Source organism: Streptomyces sp. NPDC058198 (assembly GCF_042882605.1).
Taxonomy (GTDB): domain Bacteria; phylum Actinomycetota; class Actinomycetes; order Streptomycetales; family Streptomycetaceae; genus Streptomyces.
This window is the reverse complement of sequence record NZ_JBHVVP010000001.1, coordinates 564,714-583,094: the sequence shown is the minus strand read 5'-3', so window position 1 is coordinate 583,094 and position 18,381 is coordinate 564,714. Positions and strand designations below refer to the sequence as shown.

12 protein-coding genes are annotated in these 18,381 nt (G+C 68.9%); 6 read left to right on the top strand and 6 right to left on the bottom strand.

Going from position 1 to position 18,381, the window contains the following annotated elements; all coding sequences use genetic code 11:
- The first annotated feature begins 62 nt into the window (after positions 1–62).
- Complete coding sequence (locus tag ACFVWW_RS02655) at positions 63–1,217, top strand: site-2 protease family protein (protein WP_386875472.1); 1,155 nt, start codon at positions 63–65, stop codon at positions 1,215–1,217.
- Between the two features lie 87 nt (positions 1,218–1,304).
- On the top strand, positions 1,305–1,793 hold the full coding sequence (locus ACFVWW_RS02650) for a DUF6328 family protein (RefSeq protein ID WP_384182638.1): 489 nt from the start codon (positions 1,305–1,307) through the stop codon (positions 1,791–1,793).
- Between the two features lie 105 nt (positions 1,794–1,898).
- On the opposite strand, the gene ACFVWW_RS02645 is transcribed toward ACFVWW_RS02650, so the two are convergent.
- On the bottom strand, positions 1,899–3,008 hold the full coding sequence (locus ACFVWW_RS02645; protein ID WP_384328043.1) for a hypothetical protein: 1,110 nt from the start codon (positions 3,006–3,008) through the stop codon (positions 1,899–1,901).
- A 365-nt stretch (positions 3,009–3,373) separates the two neighbouring features.
- On the opposite strand from ACFVWW_RS02645, the gene ACFVWW_RS02640 reads away from it, so the two are divergent.
- Positions 3,374–4,093, top strand: coding sequence for a hypothetical protein (locus ACFVWW_RS02640; RefSeq protein ID WP_386875469.1), 720 nt, complete (start codon positions 3,374–3,376; stop codon positions 4,091–4,093).
- A gap of 67 nt (positions 4,094–4,160) precedes the next feature.
- Here the strand turns inward: ACFVWW_RS02640 and ACFVWW_RS02635 are convergent, their stop codons facing one another.
- From ACFVWW_RS02635 to ACFVWW_RS02625, 3 genes are all read right to left on the bottom strand, one after another.
- The gene (locus tag ACFVWW_RS02635) at positions 4,161–5,342 is read right to left on the bottom strand and encodes a S1 family peptidase (RefSeq protein ID WP_386875467.1); all 1,182 of its coding nucleotides are present in this window, start codon (positions 5,340–5,342) and stop codon (positions 4,161–4,163) included.
- A gap of 190 nt (positions 5,343–5,532) precedes the next feature.
- On the bottom strand, positions 5,533–6,270 hold the full coding sequence (locus tag ACFVWW_RS02630) for a hypothetical protein (protein ID WP_386875466.1): 738 nt from the start codon (positions 6,268–6,270) through the stop codon (positions 5,533–5,535).
- A gap of 184 nt (positions 6,271–6,454) precedes the next feature.
- Positions 6,455–6,805: a hypothetical protein gene (locus tag ACFVWW_RS02625; RefSeq protein ID WP_386875464.1), complete on the bottom strand. Its 351-nt coding sequence runs from the start codon at positions 6,803–6,805 to the stop codon at positions 6,455–6,457.
- Positions 6,806–7,095: 290 nt separating this feature from the next.
- Between ACFVWW_RS02625 and ACFVWW_RS02620 the strand changes: the two genes are divergently transcribed.
- Together ACFVWW_RS02620 and ACFVWW_RS02615 are read left to right on the top strand one after the other, a co-directional pair.
- Positions 7,096–8,256 carry a glutathione-independent formaldehyde dehydrogenase gene (locus tag ACFVWW_RS02620; protein ID WP_384328028.1) on the top strand — a complete coding sequence of 387 codons (1,161 nt, stop codon included), beginning with the start codon at positions 7,096–7,098 and terminating at the stop codon, positions 8,254–8,256.
- A gap of 159 nt (positions 8,257–8,415) precedes the next feature.
- Entirely contained in the window at positions 8,416–11,775 is a 3,360-nt protein-coding gene (locus ACFVWW_RS02615) for a LamG-like jellyroll fold domain-containing protein (RefSeq protein WP_386875462.1), read from the top strand.
- Positions 11,776–11,853: 78 nt separating this feature from the next.
- Here the strand turns inward: ACFVWW_RS02615 and ACFVWW_RS02610 are convergent, their stop codons facing one another.
- Positions 11,854–14,199 (bottom strand): AbfB domain-containing protein, encoded by a 2,346-nt coding sequence (locus ACFVWW_RS02610; RefSeq protein WP_386875460.1) that lies wholly within the window; start codon positions 14,197–14,199, stop codon positions 11,854–11,856.
- A gap of 163 nt (positions 14,200–14,362) precedes the next feature.
- Complete coding sequence (locus ACFVWW_RS02605; RefSeq protein ID WP_389679111.1) at positions 14,363–16,654, bottom strand: beta-L-arabinofuranosidase domain-containing protein; 2,292 nt, start codon at positions 16,652–16,654, stop codon at positions 14,363–14,365.
- Positions 16,655–17,203: 549 nt separating this feature from the next.
- Between ACFVWW_RS02605 and ACFVWW_RS02600 the strand changes: the two genes are divergently transcribed.
- On the top strand, positions 17,204–18,289 hold the full coding sequence (locus tag ACFVWW_RS02600; RefSeq protein ID WP_386875456.1) for an ABC transporter substrate-binding protein: 1,086 nt from the start codon (positions 17,204–17,206) through the stop codon (positions 18,287–18,289).
- Positions 18,290–18,381 lie beyond the last annotated feature (92 nt).

The following is an 18,381-nucleotide window of genomic DNA, read 5'->3' as shown; positions in this document are numbered from 1 at the left end:
TGGGAGCAGCGTTCCGTCGGCTGACGTATCGGACGGAACGCCGATCAGACAGGGAGAGTGACGTGCGAGCAACCTTCTCGCTGGGGCGGATCGCCGGGGTGCGGATCGGGGTGCACTGGAGTGTCCTGGTGATCTTCTTCCTGCTCGCGCTGGGCCTCGCGCAGGGCCGCTTTCCGCAAGTGGAGCCCGGGCACACGCCCGCGTTGTACTGGGGTGCCGCACTCATCACATCCCTGTTCTTCTTCGCCTCTCTCCTCGCCCACGAACTCGCCCATGCCATCGTCGCCCGGCGTAACGGGGTGCAGGTGGAGGACATCACACTGTGGCTTCTCGGCGGCGTGGCCCGGATGAGATCGGAGGCGAAGAATCCGGCCGCGGAAGTGCGTATCGCAGGGGTCGGCCCTCTGGTCAGCCTCCTGCTCGGAGTGTTCTTCGGCCTCTGCGCCTGGCTCCTCCATCTCGGGCACGCCTCGGGACTGCTCGTGGAGGCGGTGCTCTGGCTGGCCGTGATCAATGTCCTCCTTGCCCTGTTCAACGCCATCCCGGCCGCTCCGCTGGACGGAGGCCGCCTGCTGCGCGCCCTCCTGTGGCGCCGGACCGGAGACCGGCTGCGGGCGACGATCAACGCGAGCGCCGCGGGGCGCGCCTTCGGCTGGCTGCTCGTCGCGGCCGGCTTTCTCCTGTTCGTCGTGACCCGCACCTTCGAGGGACTCTGGCTGTCCCTGATCGGCTGGTTCCTCATTGCCGCCGCCACCGCGGAAGGACGGCAGGCGCAGGTGCGGACCACCTTGGGGGGCATCCCGGTCCGGCAAGCCATGACCCCCGACCCGGTCACCGTGCCGATCGGGCTGACCGTCTCGCAGTTCCTCACCGACCCCCGCCACCGGTATCGGTATTCGGCTTTTCCCGTGGTGAGTGAAGGAGGCAAGGCGGAGGGGCTGGTCACCCTGGACCGTGCCAGGCGTGTCCCCGAGGAGCAGCGGGAGTCTCGTACGGTCGGGGACGCGATGCTGCCGTTGGCGCAGGTCACCACGGTCGCGCCGGACGTCCCGCTGGCGGACCTCCTGCCGCGTATGGAGCCCGGCGCGGAGCACAGAGTGCTGGTGCTGGAGGACGAACGGCTCGTCGGCATCATCTCCGCCAGCGACGTCAGCCGAACGGTCACCTACCTGATGGCCACCCACCAGCACACGGGGGAATGGCGAAAACGGCAGTAACACGGCAGGGGGTGTCGTCATGTCGATTGACGAGACATGTCGCTGTCCGGGCATGCGTGGCCCTACCGGTCGCGGCATAGTGAGGCCATGACGACGATGCCGGAGCAGCCCTGGGTGCGGCGCCCGGAGACACCCGCGGAGCGGGCCGACCGCAACCTGGTGGAGCTCCTTCAGGAGCTGCGGGTCATTCAGACCGGCGTCCAGATCGTCTTCGCCTTCCTGCTCGGTCTCGCGTTCACCAGTCGCTTCGGCCAGCTCAGCGAGTTTCAGACCGGCGCCTACATCGCGACGCTGCTGCTGACCGTGGTGGCCTCGGTGATTCTCTCCACTCCCGTGGCCCTGCACCGGGGGCTCTTCCACAGGGGCGCCAAACGCCGCATCGTAGACGTGTCCGCACGGCTCGCTCTCGTCGGACTCTTCTTCCTTGCCCTTGCCATCAACGGCGCCGTCCTGTTGGTGACCGATGTGGTACTCGGGCACACGGCGGCTGCCACCATCACCGCCGTCACCGTAATGTTGTTCGCCGCCATGTGGTTCCTGCTGCCCTGGGTGCTGCGTCGCCCCTTTGAGTGTTGACCACAGGTGACGGGACAGGCGCGGTTCCCCCGTTGCTCCCGGCTCGTATCGCACCGGGAGCAACGGCCGGCCCTGGCCTTCTTGACGGCCCGACCGGAACAGAGGTCAGAACGCCGAGGTGTACGCGGTGAAGAAGGGGGCCTTCACCGGCGTTCCGCCAGGGCCGAAGCAGTTGACGTAGAGCTGGACGGCGCCGCCGGGCCTGGCCCAGGGGGCGTACAGGCCGCAGTATCCGGGGCCGCTGCCGTAGGCGGTGGTCTGAGCGGTGTCCGAGGGGACGGCCACCGACGGCAGGGTGACGACGAAGGGCGCTCCCGAGCCGCCGAGGGTGTTGGTGGCGCCGTGGGAGTTGTAGTTGGTCAGCGGGGGCAGCGATCCGTTGTACCAGAGGTAGCCGAACGACCTCGGCGGGAAGGCCGGTCCATGGACCGCCCGCAGATAGGAATAGCTCAGGGTCCACTTGGCGTCGTACGGTGCGTTGGACGCGTCGTAGCAGGCGACCACGACGGTCTGCCCGGTGGAGCCCGGCGCCCAGTCGGACACCTTGCAGTGTGCCCCCTGCTGCGCATCGACCGCCGTGACCTGGAGGTTGCCGGCGTAGCCGGACAGCCCGAGACCGGGCAGCCACGCCTTCCAGATGCCGGTCGAGCCCTTGCTCACCGTGTTCACCGCCCCGGTGGAGTTGTACTGGGTGAGAACCGTGCCGCTGCTGTCGGAGTACACATAGCCGTAGGAGCCGGTCGGCGTGGCGGGAGCGCCGCTGCTGCTGGTGTAGAGGACGGTGAAGGTGGAGTTGTCGGGTGCACCGCTGGGGAGATAGCAGTTCACGTAGACGTCCTCACCGGATCCCGCGGGCTGCCAGCCGGCGAGCTGGCACCAGTGAGCGGCGCTGTTGACCGCGGTGACGTGGGCGATCCCGCCCGGGCCGCCGATCTGCGGGAAGTGCACCACGTACGAGCCGAGGCCGAGCTGGTCGACCCTGACGGGGTTGGCGGACGGAGAGACCCAGCTGCCCCACTGACGGGAGGGGTCGGGTACGTAGCCGGGGGGCGGGGTCGCGTTGTCCAGGTAGGCGAACCCCCAGCGGTCGGGGACGGCGGCCTGGGCGGTGCCGGCGGCGGGCAGGGCGGCGGCCAGCAGTGCGGCCAGCATCCCCATGATGAGCAGAACGGCCCGGACGGGTCTGTTCGACGGAGCTGCGGTGCGGGCGTGCATGGGCGTACCCCCTGTTGGTGAGGTCGGTGCTGCCTGCGCGGTCCGGTGCTGTGGTGCGGAAGTCCGGTGTGTGCGGTCGCGGGACGGGCGGCCTCGGCGCTGACCTGCGGCGGCCGTGGAGAACCACGGAAGTACGTGCCCGCCCGCGTCCCGACGGTGCGTCACACGCTTGGAGTCCGGCGCTCACAGTCGCAGAAGAACGGCCCCGCTGTGGCGTTCTCCGCCAGCCGTTCCGGTGCCCGCCGCACCTGCCCCAGGGGCTCCGGAACCCGCTCCACCACCACGGGTCGCGGCGCGCGTCGGCCGGTCCTGCCGCGCCCCGGTGCTCTGTCGTCGCACCCCGCCCCTTCCGCCCCACGCCCTCCGTGCGCACCGCCGCCGCACATGGCCGGAACACGCTTTCGCGCCCCGGCCGGGCCGCCGTGGCAGCCGCCGTAATTCGGTGGCCGACTGCGCTTCTCCGGCAGGATGATGAGCGGGTGAAAGGCTCACAGGAGCGTCCCTCCGCAGTTCTGGACGGGACCAGACGCAAGCTGGACCGAGCGGCCAGTACCGGGAACCTCGTCCGCATCGACAGATCTATCCGGGGCGCCGATTCGATCGAAGGGTTCGTCGTCGGCGCGAGCGGCGCGTGGACGCTGCTCGCACCATGTACGGACGTGCTGGTCGACGGCTATACGGCGGTGCGGACGAGCGACATCACCCGGGTGAAGCGGCGCGGCGATGAGAATTCGCTGACCGTCCGCGCCCTGCGACGGCGCGGGCACTGGCCGGTGGCGAAGCCGATGGGCGGTGTTCTGCCACGTGATCTGCACGAACTGCTGGTGGCAGGCAGCCGGCACTACGGCCTGCTCGGTGTCCACACCGAGCACCGGAGGACCGACGCGTGCTGGATCGGCGCGCTGGTCGGTCTCAGGCGGAAATCGCTTGGACTGCACTTGATCGACCCTGATGCTCGATGGCACGACGAGCCGTCCAAGTTCGCCGTCAAGCATGTCACCAGGGTCGACTTCGGCGGCCGCTACGGACAGGCATTGCGGGAGTTCGCGGCGCCTCGGCCATGGTTTGCCGACGGCCCGGCATGAAGCCTCTGCCCGGCCGTCGGCGCCCCGAAAGGATGCGGCGTTTCCTCCTTCGTCGACGCGTTAGGCGTCAGGCGGTGTGGAGTGTCAGGCCGTAGCGGCTGAGGACCGGGTTGATGGGCTGGTAGAACGACTGGCCGCCGCTGGTGCAGTTGCCGGAGCCGCCGGAGGTGATGCCCTGCGCCTGGTCACCGCTGATGTAGGAGCCGCCGGAGTCACCGCCTTCGACACATACGCTGGTCTGAGTCATCGCGTACACCGCGCCCTGGCTGTAGTTGACGGTGATGTTCTTGCCCTGGATGACACCGCAGTGCCAGTGTGTGGTGGAGCCGGACCGGCAGATGGAGGCGCCGACAGGGGCTTCGTTGGAGCCGCGGACGAGCTGGTCGGGGACCTGGCCCCAGCCGAGGACCACGGGCGCGGTCCACCAGCCGCTGCCCACGTTGACCCAGGCGTAGTCGTTGCCCGGGAAGGTCGATCCCTGGAAGTTGCCTATGTAGGAGCCGTCCCAGCCGCTCACCGAGGCGCCCGCGCCGCCGCAGTGGCCGGCCGTGACGAAGCCGCCGTGGACGGAGAAGCCGATCGAGCAGCGGACGTTGCCGGTGTAGTACGGGTCACCGCCCACCGTGCCGGCGGCCGTCGTGCGCGGGGCCTCGGCGTCCTCGCGGACCGTGACGGGGCCCGCCTTCAGGGCGCGGGAGACGAACGCCCGGACATCGCTGTCGGCTCGGTCGGCGGCCGCGACGTTCACCACGACGCGGTTGGTGCGTTCGTCGACCTGCCAGCTGCTGACGCCCTGCGGGGCCTTGAGCTTGTCGATCTTCTTCTTGACCGCGTCCAGCTGCTGGGCCGAGTGCCGCACGACGCGGGGGGTCGCGCCGGCCGCGCGGATCGCGGAGGCCTTCGCCGCGCTGGTGACGGCGACGGTCACCGTGCCGCTGTCGGCGTCGAACCACGAGCCACCGTAGGCGGAGCCGGCGGCTTCCTTGGCCCGGCTCTCTACCGCGGTCGCCTTCTTCTCGGCGGCCAGACGAGCCGTGGCCTGCGGCTTTGTCAGCCCGAGGTCGCGCTGCATGGCGTCGAGCAGACCGGTGGACACGGGCGCCGCCGAGGGGGCGGAGGCGGTGGGGGCCGCCGAGGCCGCAGTCAAGCCGGCCGTGGTCCAGCCGCTGAGCAGCAGGAGGGCAAGACCGGCGCGGATCGCGAAGGCGTTTCTCAAGGCTTTGGCCTTTCTGGGGGGTTGAAGCGCCATGAGGGTGACAGAGGCAAGCCCTGAGAGCGCTCTCAGGGCTTGCTCGGCGGGAGCCTAACCGAGGTCGATTGTCAGGTCTATGCCAATGTCGCGTTTGCTTGGCGCTCATGGCCGTCGGCGGTGCTCCGGAGTGCGGTCCGCCCAGGACGACGTATGCCGCCGCTCTGTGGGCAGAACGTCCGGGCGCCCGCTACCGGGGTCGCATCAGGTCCAGGTCCTCGCCCCATGCGTCCAGCACCGCGCCGTGCCCGACGAGCCGGGTTGCCGCCTCGACACGAGCGAAGAGACGCCGTTGAAGGGATGCGTCGCCCGTCCCCGAGATGCGGTCCACGACCTGCAACAGACAGCCGGTGTCCCAGCCGGGCAGTGGGTACCGCGTGAGTTCCCAGTGCAGGTACTTGTTGTAGGGCCGGGGGCGATGGTCCAGAGCGAAGAGCAGCTCCAGCAGGAAGCCGATGCTGTCGGCGGCGTCGAGCCGGGCGGCGAGCGGCTGTCCGTCGCGGTCGTTCTTCACGGAGCGGTAGAGGGAGTTGGCATAGGCGTCGAGCCACTCGCCGGCGCCCCGGAATGCCTCATCGGCGTCGAGCCGTGCCTTGGCGGTCAGGATCCGGGCGATACCGCCATCGAGACGGTCCAGCACGATGCGGGCGCGGGCGAGCGCATAACGCTCGAAGCCGGGCATCCCGGCGGTCCGGAAGTCGGCGAGGGAAACGAGGACGAGGTCCAGCTCTGCCGTGCGGTGGCCGGCGAAACGAGCGAGCTCCGTCGTCGCGCCATCTGCGAGGACGACGTACAGGTCATGGTCGGAGTGCTCGGTGGCCATGCCCTCGTGAGCGTAAGAACCTTTGAGTACGAGGCCGACGACGGCCGGGTCGGCGGCGGCGAGTTCGACGAACGCGTCGTAGCTGAGGGGTTGCTGGGCGGTCATTGCGTGATCTCCGGTGGGATGCCGACGGACATGCCTGCCGGGGCGGCCACCGGCTACCGGGGTCGCCCGCACCGTCCGCGGCGGCGGATGGCCGTCGCTCAGGAAATCAACGCACGGGTGGACTCTATCGCCCACGGGCCGGCCGGCGCGGGTGTTCCCGTACCGGACCACCGCTGACGGACCGTCAGACCGTCGGCAGCGCCGAGTGCTTCAGGTCCGCGTGCGGGTCGGAGACGACGCACATGATGTCGCGGTCGCCGTCCGCCTTCCTGGTGCTGGTCAGCGGTCTGCTGACCAGCCGCGCTCTCGGCGCGGGGGCCCTTGTCATCGTCTTCGGGATCGGGATGGCAACGACGCTGACGCAGATCGTGGTCGAGCCGCCGTCCTGCTGAGTCGCCTGTACGGCTTGCCCGGCCCGTACGGTTTGCTCGGCCTGGGCGGCTTGCGCGGCCGGAGCACCGGCCAGGGCCGTTCCGCCCAGCAGCAGGGCCGCGACCACCACCCACCGGGCGAGCAGCCGCCGTAGTGATCCCATCTGAATCCTCCTGATCGTTTCATTCATCGCGGCTGAGATCCTGACAGAGCCGCGCTCGCCATTGCCAGCTCAACTGGGCTTCGATTACGGAGCAGTTGGTGACACCCGGCAGCAGGTCAATGCCCCGGGCCGCCGGGTCGTCCAGGGGTGCCTGAGGTGGCGGGGGTGGGATCCGGGTGGGACGGTGGAGAGGAGGTTGCTTGTCTCCAGGAGGGGGTGAGCACCACCATCGGACCGCCACCATGCGCAGCAGGTCGGCCTGGGTGCGTGGTGGCAACAAGGGAATGATTATGAAGGCAGCGGTATACGAAGGACCGCGGACGGTCACGGTGAAGGACGTACCGGACGCGAAGATCGAGCACCCCTGCGACATCATCGTGAAGATCACAACTACCAACATCTGCGGATCCGACCTGCACATGTACGAAGGGCGCACCTCCTTCGAGACGGGGCGCACCCTTGGACACGAAAACCTGGGGAAGGTCGTCGAGGTCGGCTCCGCGGTCAGCAAGGTCAAGGTCGGGGAGTACGTGGTCCTGCCGTTCAACATCGCTTGCGGTTTCTGCAAGCAGTGCGAGAAGGGCCTGACGAACTACTGCCTGACCATGCAGCCGGAACCCTCCCTGGCCGGTGCCGCCTACGGGTTCGCGGACATGGGGCCCTATCAGGGCGGCCAGGCCGAACTGCTGCGCGTGCCGTACGGCGACTTCAACGCTCTGCGCCTGGGCGAGGACGCGGCCCAGCGCCAGTTGGACTACGTGATGCTGGCCGACATCTTTCCCACCGGCTACCACGCCACCGAGATGGCAGGTGTCAAGCCCGGAGACCAGACCCTCGTCTATGGTGCGGGCCCCGTGGGGCTGATGGCGGCCTACTCGGCGATCCTCAAGGGCGCCGGCCGGGTGTGGGTGGCCGATCACCAGCCGGACCGGCTGCGCATAGCCGAAGAGATGGGGGCGATCCCCATCAACACCGCCGAGCAGAGCCCGGCCGAGGTCGTGAAGGAAGCAACTCTCGGACTGGGCGCCGACAACGGCTGCGAATGCGTCGGCTACCAGGCTCACGACCCGCAGGGGCACGAGGACGCCAGCCTGACTCTCAACGGCCTGATCGATTCCGTCCGCTTCACCGGCAGCATCGGCGTGGTGGGCGTGTTCCTGCCCCAGGACCCGGGCGGCGCGGACACTCAAGGAGATCTCGAAGCCCACGGCAAGGTGCCGATCGACTTCGGCCTGATGTGGTTCAAGGGCCAGAAGATCGGGACCGGTCAGGCCCCGGTGAAGAGGTACAACCGGGCCCTGCGTGACCTGATCGCAGGCGGCAAGGCCGATCCCGGCTTCATCGTCTCGCACGAGATCAATCTCGACGAAGCTCCCTCCGCCTACGAGCACTTCGACGCTCGCGACGACGGCTGGACCAAGGTTGTTCTCCACCCGGACGGCCGCGGCTGACACAGCCGATGCCGGCGGGGCGTCGCAACCCGTCACTTTCCCCACAGGTCCCCGATGGACGGTGCACACCCGTTCACCGGGGACCTGCACGTTCGCACATTTTCCATCGTTGAAAATGTGCGTGCACGACTGTTGTTATGTGTTTGGGGCTGTGGCTCAATGTTCGACTATGTGCTGCTGCATCCCGCAGGTGCGAGGCACTTCTGTTCCTTCGACGAGGACGACGCCTTGAGACAACAACCATTTCGCCCCCGAACGCTGCTCCGAGCCCTGGCGTGTACGGCCGCACTTCTGCTGCCCGTCGGTGCCACCCTGGTCCCGGCCGCCGCTGCCGCCCCGCCGGCCGGTGCCGCCTCCGTGACCGCCTCCGCGACCGCCTTCGCGTCCGACGACCCGGCCACCGATGTGCACGGTCTGAAGGGCGAGTACTTCAGGATGTCCGCGCCGGGGGCTCGCGACTTCGCCGAGCTCGGCGGCGTGGCGCTCGACCCGGAGATCAACTTCCCTGGTCTCACCGGGACGTTCGAGTCCACGACCGGACGCACCGAGAACACGACAGCCCGCTGGACCGGGCAGATAGCGGCCCCCGCCACCGGTGACTACACCTTCTCCGCGATCGGCGACAACGGGTTCAGGCTCTTCATCGACGGCAGCGTCGTCATCGACCACTGGGTGCCCGACTGGGACGTCGAGCAGCACAGTGAGCCGGTCGCACTGACCGCCGGCGAGCCGCACGAGTTCCGGCTCGAGATGTTCCAGGACATCGGCGGCGCCAACATGTTCCTCCGCTGGGCCAGCCAGGACCTGAAGAAGCAGATCGTGCCGGAAGAGGCGTTCACCCCGCCGGCCGACTTCGAGGTCTACCCCGTCGCGCTGAGCGTCGCCGAGGACGGCACGCGGCTCCAGGCGACGTTCGACGACAAGGTCGAGAACATCGGCGGCGTCAAGGACCACCTCAAGATCGAGGCCGACACCTCACCGATGCCGGTGAAGTCGGTGGCCAAGGCGTCCAACAACCCCAAGGCCCTCGTCGTCACGCTCGCGGCGCCGATCCAGAAGGGCCAGCAGGTCCGGGTCGCGTACGACGGTGAAGGCGGTCTCCGTGCCGGCGACGAGACCGTCCCCGAGATCAGCCGTACGGCCAAGAACCGGTCCACGCACCGGCTGACCACCACCTGGGGCGACAAGCTCGACCGCGACCACCCGCTGCCCGAGTACCCCCGGCCTCAGCAGGTGCGCGACCAGTGGATGAACCTCAACGGCCCGTGGGAGTTCACCGGAGCCACCGAGGGCGAGCAGCCGCTCTTCGGCAAGCGGCTCGGCGAGCGCATCATCGTGCCGTTCCCCGTGGAGTCCCAGCTGTCGGGTCTTGAGCGGCACGAAGACCACATGTTCTACCGCAAGCTCGTCACGGTGCCGAAGAACTGGTCCGTCGGCAAGGGGCGCGACGGCGGCAAGCGGCTGAAGCTCAACTTCGACGCCGTCGACTACCGGTCCACCGTGTGGGTCAACGGCAAGAAGGTCGCCGAACACACGGGCGGCTACACCGGATTCACCGCCGACATCACGGACGCGGTCAAGGGCAGCGGCCCGCAGGAGATCATCGTCGCGGTCACCGATGTCACAGGACCGAACCAGCCGAAGGGCAAGCAGTCCACGAACCCGGGCGGCATCGTCTACACCCCGTCCTCCGGTATCTGGCAGACCGTGTGGATGGAGCCGGTCGCGCCCGCCGCGGTGGACTCCCTGACGACCACCCCGGACATCGACAAGGGCACCCTCGCGCTGACCGTCAACTCCGCCGACGCCTCGGCCGGCGCCCGGATCACGGCCGTCGCCCGCGACAAGAAGGGCAAGGCCGTCGGCACGGTCACCGGACCGGCGAACCGCGCGCTGACCCTGCCGGTCAAGGACCAGCACCTCTGGTCGCCGGACGACCCGTACCTGTACGACCTCGAAGTGAGCCTGACGGACGGCCGGTCCAAGGACAGCGTCGACAGCTACTTCGGCATGCGTTCCCTCTCCGTCGAGAAGGTCGGCGGCTACCAGAAGCTCGTACTCAACGGGAAGCCGTTCTTCTCGCTGGCCATGCTGGACCAGGGCTTCTGGCCCGACGGTCTGTACACCCAGCCCAGTGACGCGGCGCTCACCTTCGACCTGAAGGCGCAGAAGGACCTCGGCTTCAACGCGGTGCGCAAGCACATCAAGGTGGAGTCGCCCCGCTGGTACTACCACGCGGACAAGCTCGGTCTGCTGGTGTGGCAGGACTTCGTCTCCAGCGACATCAGCACCGACCAGGGCAAGCAGGCGTTCCTCTCCCAGGGCAAGGAGATGATGAAGCAGCTCCACAACTCGCCCTCGATCGGCGGCTGGATCGTCTTCAACGAGGGCTGGGGCGAGTGGGACCGCGTCGAGACCGGAAAGATCACCGAGGCCGTCCAGGCCGACGACCCGTCCCGCGTCGTCAATGCCCACAGTGGTGTCAACTGCTGCTCGTCGAAGGGTGACTCGGGCAAGGGCGACATCATCGACCACCACGACTACGTCAACAACGACGCGCCGTTCCCCGACCACCGCGCCGCGATGGACGGTGAGCACGGGGGCTTCACGCTCCGTACCGCGGGACACATGTGGCCGGGCGCTCCGGCGGCGATCTACAGCGGCGTCGCGGACAAGGACGCCCTCACGGCGAAGTACGTCGACAACACCCGTACGTACTACCTCGCCGCGGCCGGGGCCGAGCTGTCCGGTTCCGTCTACACCCAGGTCAGCGACCTGGAGAACGAGCTCAACGGGCTCTGGACGTACGACCGTCGGGAGATCAAGGTCGATCCGAAGAAGGTGCGGCAGATCAATCAGCAGGTCATCGCGGCCGGCGCGGCCGCCGGTGACCGCGACCAGCTGAAGGGCGGCGCCGCCTGGTCGCTGGACGAGAACAAGGGCACGACGGCCGCCGACAGCGGTCCCAACCGGGCGCCCCTGACGCTCAACGAGGGCACCTCCTGGACGCCGGGCGTCCAGGGCTCCGCGCTCAAGTTCAACGGCCAGGGGCAGTACGCCGAGACCCGCGGCCCCGTGGTCGACACCACCCAGGACTACTCGGTGTCGGCCTGGGCGACGCTCGACGCGCTGCCGGGCAACTACGCCACGCTGGTCAGCCAGGACGGCCGGCGGACGGAGAATCCGTTCTATCTCCAGTACGGCCAGGGCGCGTTCGCCTTCAGCACGCCGGGCGGTCACCGGGCCCGGCTGGAGATGACGCCCGAGACCGGGAAGTGGTACCACCTCGTCGGCGTACGGGAAGGCGACGAACTGAAGCTGTACGTCGACGGCACGCTCGCGGCGACCGCCCCGGCCGGCCCCGCCGACGTCAGCACCGGGCCGCTCTCCGTGGGCCGTGCCAAGTGGGGCGGCGCGAACGGTGACTTCTGGAACGGCTCCATCGACCAGGTGAAGGTGTACGACACGGTGCTCACCGCGGTGGAGGTGAGCACGCTCCACGACGCCGAACAGCCGTAACGCGCGACGGCCCGGCGGCGACGAGACCGTCGCTGCCGGGCCGCCCGCCGTGGCCCGTACAGGGCCTGGCGGTTCAGATCACGGAGCCCATGGAGCCTCCACCGCCCAGGTGGTGTCCTCGGTGAACGTGGCCGGGTTGTCCCAGACATGACCGCCGCCGGGCGTGGCGAGCCAGACCTCCGAGTCGATGTGGCGGAGGTAGCTGCCGGGGAGATTGGCACTGGACAGGCGCACCCCGCCCGTCCCCGCGACCGCGCAGAAGGTGGCGTCGGCCTTGAAGAGGGCCGAGCCGTCGTTCGCGTCCCGGCGGATCCGGAAGTCCCGGTGCCGCAGATACTCGCCGGGATAGTTGCGGGACTCGAACGAGTAGCAGTTGCTGTTGGCGAGACCGGTGACGATCTTCCAGGTGGCGTCGTTCTTGAGCAGCCCGTCGCTGCCGCCGTCCACGATCGCGGTGCGGGCGAGCTGGTTGTAGTGGCGCAGGTACTTGTTGGTGTGGCCCGGGGTGGTGACCCGGAGCGACTTGTACTGCCCGGTCGGCAGTGTGACCGGCGGGGCAGGCGTCCGGGAGGCCTGGATGAGGGCCTGGTTCGCGGCCTTCACCCGCGCGGCGTCGACCTTGACCACCTGGCGGTCGTAGGTGAGCAGGCCGTTCACCTCGTTCTCGACGTCCGTGATCTCCGTATAGACCGAGGCGGAGAGACCCGCGGGCATCTGGCCGATACGGATGCTGTCGAGCAGACCGACGAAGCGGTTGTTCAGGGCGGCGATGCTCGGCTGGTCCTCGTAGCTGAAGCCGCCGCCCGGGTACCACTCGTGCCCGGGGACCTTGTACCCGAGACCGCCGAACTCGCCGAGGACGGCGGCCCGGGTGGCGGTGGGCGCGGTGTTTCCGGGACCGACATAGATGTGGTTGTCGACCACATCGCCGTTGCCCCCGTCGACCGAGCCGCAGCAGTTGACCCCGCTCATGTTGTTGACCAGGCGGGACGGGTCGTACGCCTTCACCTCGTCGGCGATCCTGGCCTGGTCGTACTGCCCCCAGCCCTCGTTCTGGTTGACCCACATGACCACGGACGGCGAGCTGCGGTGCTGGTCGATGATCGCGTGGTACTCGGCCTCCCACTGGGTACGGGCGGCCGCGTTGGGGCTCTTTCCGGTGTCCATCGCCGGCATGTCCTGCCAGACGAGGAGCCCCAGCTTGTCCGCCCAGTAGAACCAGCGCTGCGGCTCGACCTTGATGTGTTTGCGGACCATGTTGAAGCCCAGGTCCTTGTGGGCCTGCAGATCCGACTTCAGCGCGGCGTCGGTCGGCGCGGTGTAGATGCCGTCGGGCCAGTAGCCCTGGTCCAGGGTGCCGCTCTGGAAGACGAATTTTCCGTTGAGTACGGGGCGCAGGATGTTGTCGACCTTGGCGACGGCGATCGACCGCATGCCCGCGTAGCCGCCGACCGAGTCCACGGCCGTCGAACCGTCGAGCAGCTCGGCCCGTACGTCGTACAGGAACGGGTCGTCCGGGCTCCACAGCCGGGGATTCGGTACGGGTACGGAGATGTCGGCGCCGGCGGCGCCGGTCGCCGTACCGACCGTGGTGCCGCCGCTGGAGACGGTGACCCGGACGCTGCGGCCGCCCGCCGCCGCGGTCTGCGCCTTCACCCGGAGGGTGCTGTTGCCCAGGTTCGGCGTCATGTCGAGGCGGGTGATGTGGGCCGCGGCGACCGGTTCCAGCCAGACGGTCTGCCAGATGCCCGAGGCCGCGGTATAGAAGATGCCACCGCCCGGATGCGGCTTCACGTCGTTGATGCGCTGCTTGCCGACGGCCTGGCCACCGGTCTGCGTCGGGTCGTAGACGGAGACCACGACGGTGTTCGTGCCGCCGTTCAGCTGGGGTGTGATGTCGTACGAGAACGAGTCGTACCCGCCCTTGTGCGCACCGACCTGGGTGCCGTTGACCCAGACGGTGGTCTGCCAGTCGGAGGCGCCGAAGTTGAGCTTGACCCGGCGGCCGTTCCAGTTCGCGGGGACGGTGAAGGTGCGCTTGTACCAGAGCTTGTCGGTCTCGGTGATCCTGCGCTGGATGCCGGAGAGCGCGGACTCGGCGACGAACGGAACCCGGATCTGGTCGGGGAACGTCCCGGGCTGCCCGGCGTCGCGACCGGTCACCGCGAAGTCCCAGATGCCGTTGAGATTGGCCCAGTCGGGACGGGTGAGCTGCGGACGCGGATACTCGGGCAGCGGATTGTCGACGGGCACCTGGTTGGTCCAGGGGGTGGTCATCGGCGCGGGCTTCGGCGTCCAGGCCGCCGCCTGGGCGGGCGCCGTTCCGGCCCCGACCAGGGCGGTCGCCACCAGCGCCAGCATGCCGGTCGCGGCCGCTAAGCGTTGCCACCACGGCCGGCGGCGGGGGATGGGCACACGGTTCATCGGTCCTTCTCCTTCACGGGTTCCGCTCCCCGCGCCGGATCGGCACGGGGAGCGGTGCGGGTGGTGGTGCGGCGATGGTGCCGTCAGGGGTGCGTGGTGGTGCGTGATGGTGCCGTCAGGGGTGCGTGGCGGTGCGGTCGGCAGTGCCGGAACCTCTGGAGCGTCAGACCAGCTGCCAGAGGTGGTCGGCGGTGCCGCTGTCGGCGAATTGCACGACGTGGGCGCTGTCGGCGGTGGACATTCCGTCGACGCCGAGGACCTTGCCGGAGTGGCGGTTGCGGACGCGGTACCAGCCGTCGCCGTTGGGGACGAGCTGCCAGAGGTGGTCGTCCGTGCCGGTGTCCCCGAACTGCACGACGTGGGCGCTGTCCGCCATGGACATACCGTCGACGCCGAGCACCTTGCCTGAGTGCTGATTACGGATCCGGTACCAGCGGTCGGAAAACCACCGCTCCGCGTCAGGACCGGCCGTCGGGAACGAGGTGATGCGTAGTCGCGCGGCGCCCATCGGGACGAGGGTGACGTCCTCCACCGGCTCGGTGCTGAGTGCCGGACTGTCCTGGAGCGGCGCCACCACATGCTCGCTGTCCGCCGTCCACTCCGGGATCCGGCGGGCCCGTGCGGTCATGCTGACCGGGGTGGTGCCGAGCGTGAAGGGGTTGTCACCGGGGGGACGGCCGGTGGAGTGGTGCCGCAACGAGTTCTCGTCCAGCACGAGCCCGTAGTTCCAGGGGGAGGTGGCGTGGACCGCGTACTCGGGGAACTGGTCGGTGCCCCCGATGCGCTGGTACTCCTCACCGATCCGCAGCGAGTAGGTGAGCGGTCCATGGTCGACGCTCACCGAGTCGTGGTTGTCCGCCCAGGTCCGTACGGCGGTGGTCTGGGGGAAGCGCAGTGTGACCGTGTCGCCGTTGGCCCACTGCCGGTCGATACGGGTGAAGGCGGGGCCTGCGGGAGCGCTGACCGCACCCCCGTTGACCTTGATCTCCGGCTTCGCGCACCAGGCGGGCACCCGCAGCACCAGCGGGAAGCGCAGGCTCTTCGGGGTTGTGAGAGTGAGCGTGACCGTGTCCGTGAACGGGTAGCCGGTCTCCTCGGTGAACGTGACCTCGGTGCCGTCGGCGACCTTCGCGGTGACCTCGCAGCTCGCGTACATGGCGGCGGCCAGACCACCGTCCGGGGTGGCCAGCCAGAGTTCCTCGGCGAAGTACGGCCAGCCCATTCCGTAGTTGTGCGGGCAGCAGCGGTACTGGTCGACGCCGGGCAGGAACGCCTGCATCGCGAAGCCGTTCTGGAACTGACGCGCCTTCTTGGGCACATTGTCCAGATCGACGCTGTTCGCGCTGGTGATGTAGTGGATGGCCCGGCCCGACGGGTCCAGCGAGGCGGGCAGCGAGTTGAAGGCCAGCTCCTCGCAGCGGTCGGCCCACAGCGGATCACCGGTGATCCGGGTGAGCAGCTGGTGGCTGGCCATGAATTCGACGATGCCGCAGGTCTCGAAGCCCTGGCGCGGGTCGCCGTGCCCGGGGCGGGCGTTCTCGTCCCCGGCGAATCCGCCGCCTGGGAACTGCCCGTACTGGTCGATCGCTTTGCCGTACGTCCCGTACGTGTCCCGGGTGTCCGTGGCCGATCCGCTGCGCAGGGCGTACTGGGCGGGCTCGCGGAAGCCCTGCGCGATGTTGACGTTGTGCGGGTTGACGAGGTTGTCGCCCCAGTCCGCCCCGTACCGGTGGATCTTGTCGGCCAGATCGAGCAGATAGGTCTCTCCGGTGCGGTTGAACAGCCAGAAGACGCTGTCCAGTCCGTCGCCCCAGCGCAGCGCGATCCAGCTGGTGTTGAAGGCGCCGGGCCCCTGCGCGTTCATGTAGCGGAAGAACCTGCTGAGGAAGGGGATGACGCGGCTGTCGGCGCTGTACTCCTGCCAGGAGCGCAGGGCCTGGATGAGCGGGAGGAACGGCCAGAAGTCGGGGCCGCCGTTCAGCGAGGTCCGCAGGGATTTCGGGCCGAAGAAACCGTCGGACTGCTGCGTGGTGAGGATCGCGTCGATCCAGCGGCGTACGGCGGCCAGGGCTGTGGCGTCCCGGGTGACGATCGCGAGGTCGGTGTATCCGCGCAGCCAGTACGGGACCTCCTCCCAGCCGCCGCGGTCGGGGCGTACCCAGCCGGTGGCGGTGAAGTCGAGGAAGTGCGAGAACTCCTCGTAGCGACCGCACAAGCCGTCCAGCTGGAGCTTGAGCTGTCCGGCCAGCCAGCCGCGCGGGGTGATGTGGCCCGGCGGCAGCTTCAGGAACGCCGTGGGGTGGAGCGGGGCGGCGTTGGGGGAGTAGTGGCCACCGCGCGCGGCGGCCACCCGGCCCTCGGCCGCGGTCGCGGTGGTGGCCCAGCGGCTGGTCGCGGCCGTGGCGACCGCGGTGGCCACGGCGCCGGTGACGAGTTGTCTGCGGTTCAGAGGCATGGGTGGGGGCTCCTGCTCTGCCGGCCGTGCGGGCTTCGGCTCATGTCGGGGGATGAGACGGGAGGTGGGGGCCACGGCGAACCGGTTCTGGGCCGGCCTGGTACTTCCGCGCATGGCGAGGGCAGCTGTCGCCTACGGCGGTCCGGGGGCGTCAACTTCCTTGCAACGTTAGAAATTTGGCGTCCGGCGGTATGACAGCACGCCGTCAAGCGGCTGTCCAGAGATGTCACAGAATCTGGGGCCCGCCGTCCGGCCGGCCGGGGTGTCCGGTGCGATGCGCGCCGCCGACACATTTTGGAAACGCATCGACAACTCTCTTGCCGCCTGCGCCGCAGCGCCTATATAACGTTGTAAACCGAGCCGCCGACAGGCAGCGCAGGCTCTCACGGCCGCCATCAGTACAGCTCGTAGCGGGGTCGTGAGGAATGCGGCGTCATCAGCCACCGACGCGGCTGACGACCGTCCAGCCCCGCCCCGGTCCATGCCCTGCCCATGCCCCGACCGCACCCCGACCGGAGTGCCGTCACCCCGCCAAGGAGCGTCCTGCGCATGACTACCCAGCGCCGATCCCGTCCCCTCGCCGTCGCCTGCCTGCTCGCCGCCACCGCCACGCTGGCCGTCTCCGGCTGCTCCAAGTCGGAGACCACGGACAACGCGGGCGGTGACAGCAGCCAGGGAGCCCAGGCGGTCAAGACCCCCGAGGCCGCGTCGGGCGCCGGCTGCTCACTGACGAGCTACGGCGCGCCCAAGCTGGACCTGAAGAACGCCGTGGTCGGCTTCTCGCAGTCGGAGAAGGAAGCCAACCCCTTCCGTATCGCCGAGACCCAGTCCATCAAGGACGAGGCCGCCAAGGTCGGCGTCAAGAAGCTCCTCACCACCAACGCGCAGTCGCAGCTCTCCAAGCAGATCAGCGACATCCAGGACATGCTGTCCCAGGGCGCCCAGTTCCTCATCGTCGCGCCGCTGAACTCCGACGGCCTGGAGCCGGCGCTCAAGGCGGCCGCGGCCAAGAAGGTGCCCGTCCTCACCATCGACCGCAAGCTCAACTCCACCGCCTGCAAGGACTATGTCGCCTTCCTCGGCTCCGACTTCGTGGAGCAGGGCAAGCGCGCCGCCGACGCGATGATCAAGACGACCGGTGGCAAGGGCAAGGTGGCCATCCTGCTCGGCGCGTCGGGCAACAACGTCACCACCGACCGCACCAAGGGCTTCGTCGACCAGCTCAAGGCGAAGGCGCCCGGCCTGGAGATCGTCGCCCAGCAGACCGGCGAGTTCGCCCGCGACAAGGGCCAGCAGGTCATGGAGCAGCTCATCCAGTCCAAGCCCGACATCACCGCCGTCTACGCGGAGAACGACGAGATGGGCCTCGGCGCCGTCACCGCGCTGAAGGCGGCCGGCAAGAAGCCCGGCAAGGACGTCAAGATCGTCTCGATCGACGGCACCCGTAACGCCGTTCAGGCCCTGGTCAACGGTGAGTACAACGCCGTCATCGAGTCGAACCCGCGCTTCGGGCCGCTGGCCTTCGCCACCGCCCAGAAGTTCTACGCCGGCGAGGAGATCCCGGAGAACGTGATCATCGCCGACCGCGCGTATGACGAGTCCAACGCCAAGGCCTCGCTCGGCGGGGCGTTCTGACCCCTTCGCCGCTCGGCGAAGCGTTCCGACTCCTCCGGTTCACAGCCGCCGTGGCGACCCACCCGCCACGGCGGCCCCGGGCCCATCCCCTT

Excerpts from the sequence above, each read along its gene's own strand:
- ACFVWW_RS02650 (WP_384182638.1), top strand. The coding sequence starts at position 1,305 with ATGACGACGATGCCGGAGCAGCCCTGGGTGCGGCGCCCGGAGACACCC.
- ACFVWW_RS02645 (WP_384328043.1), bottom strand. The coding sequence starts at position 3,008 with ATGCACGCCCGCACCGCAGCTCCGTCGAACAGACCCGTCCGGGCCGTT.
- ACFVWW_RS02635 (WP_386875467.1), bottom strand. The coding sequence starts at position 5,342 with ATGGCGCTTCAACCCCCCAGAAAGGCCAAAGCCTTGAGAAACGCCTTC.
- ACFVWW_RS02630 (WP_386875466.1), bottom strand. The coding sequence starts at position 6,270 with ATGACCGCCCAGCAACCCCTCAGCTACGACGCGTTCGTCGAACTCGCC.
- ACFVWW_RS02625 (WP_386875464.1), bottom strand. The coding sequence starts at position 6,805 with ATGGGATCACTACGGCGGCTGCTCGCCCGGTGGGTGGTGGTCGCGGCC.
- ACFVWW_RS02620 (WP_384328028.1), top strand. The coding sequence starts at position 7,096 with ATGAAGGCAGCGGTATACGAAGGACCGCGGACGGTCACGGTGAAGGAC.
- ACFVWW_RS02615 (WP_386875462.1), top strand. The coding sequence starts at position 8,416 with ATGTTCGACTATGTGCTGCTGCATCCCGCAGGTGCGAGGCACTTCTGT.
- ACFVWW_RS02610 (WP_386875460.1), bottom strand. The coding sequence starts at position 14,199 with ATGAACCGTGTGCCCATCCCCCGCCGCCGGCCGTGGTGGCAACGCTTA.
- ACFVWW_RS02605 (WP_389679111.1), bottom strand. The coding sequence starts at position 16,654 with ATGCCTCTGAACCGCAGACAACTCGTCACCGGCGCCGTGGCCACCGCG.
- ACFVWW_RS02600 (WP_386875456.1), top strand. The coding sequence starts at position 17,204 with ATGACTACCCAGCGCCGATCCCGTCCCCTCGCCGTCGCCTGCCTGCTC.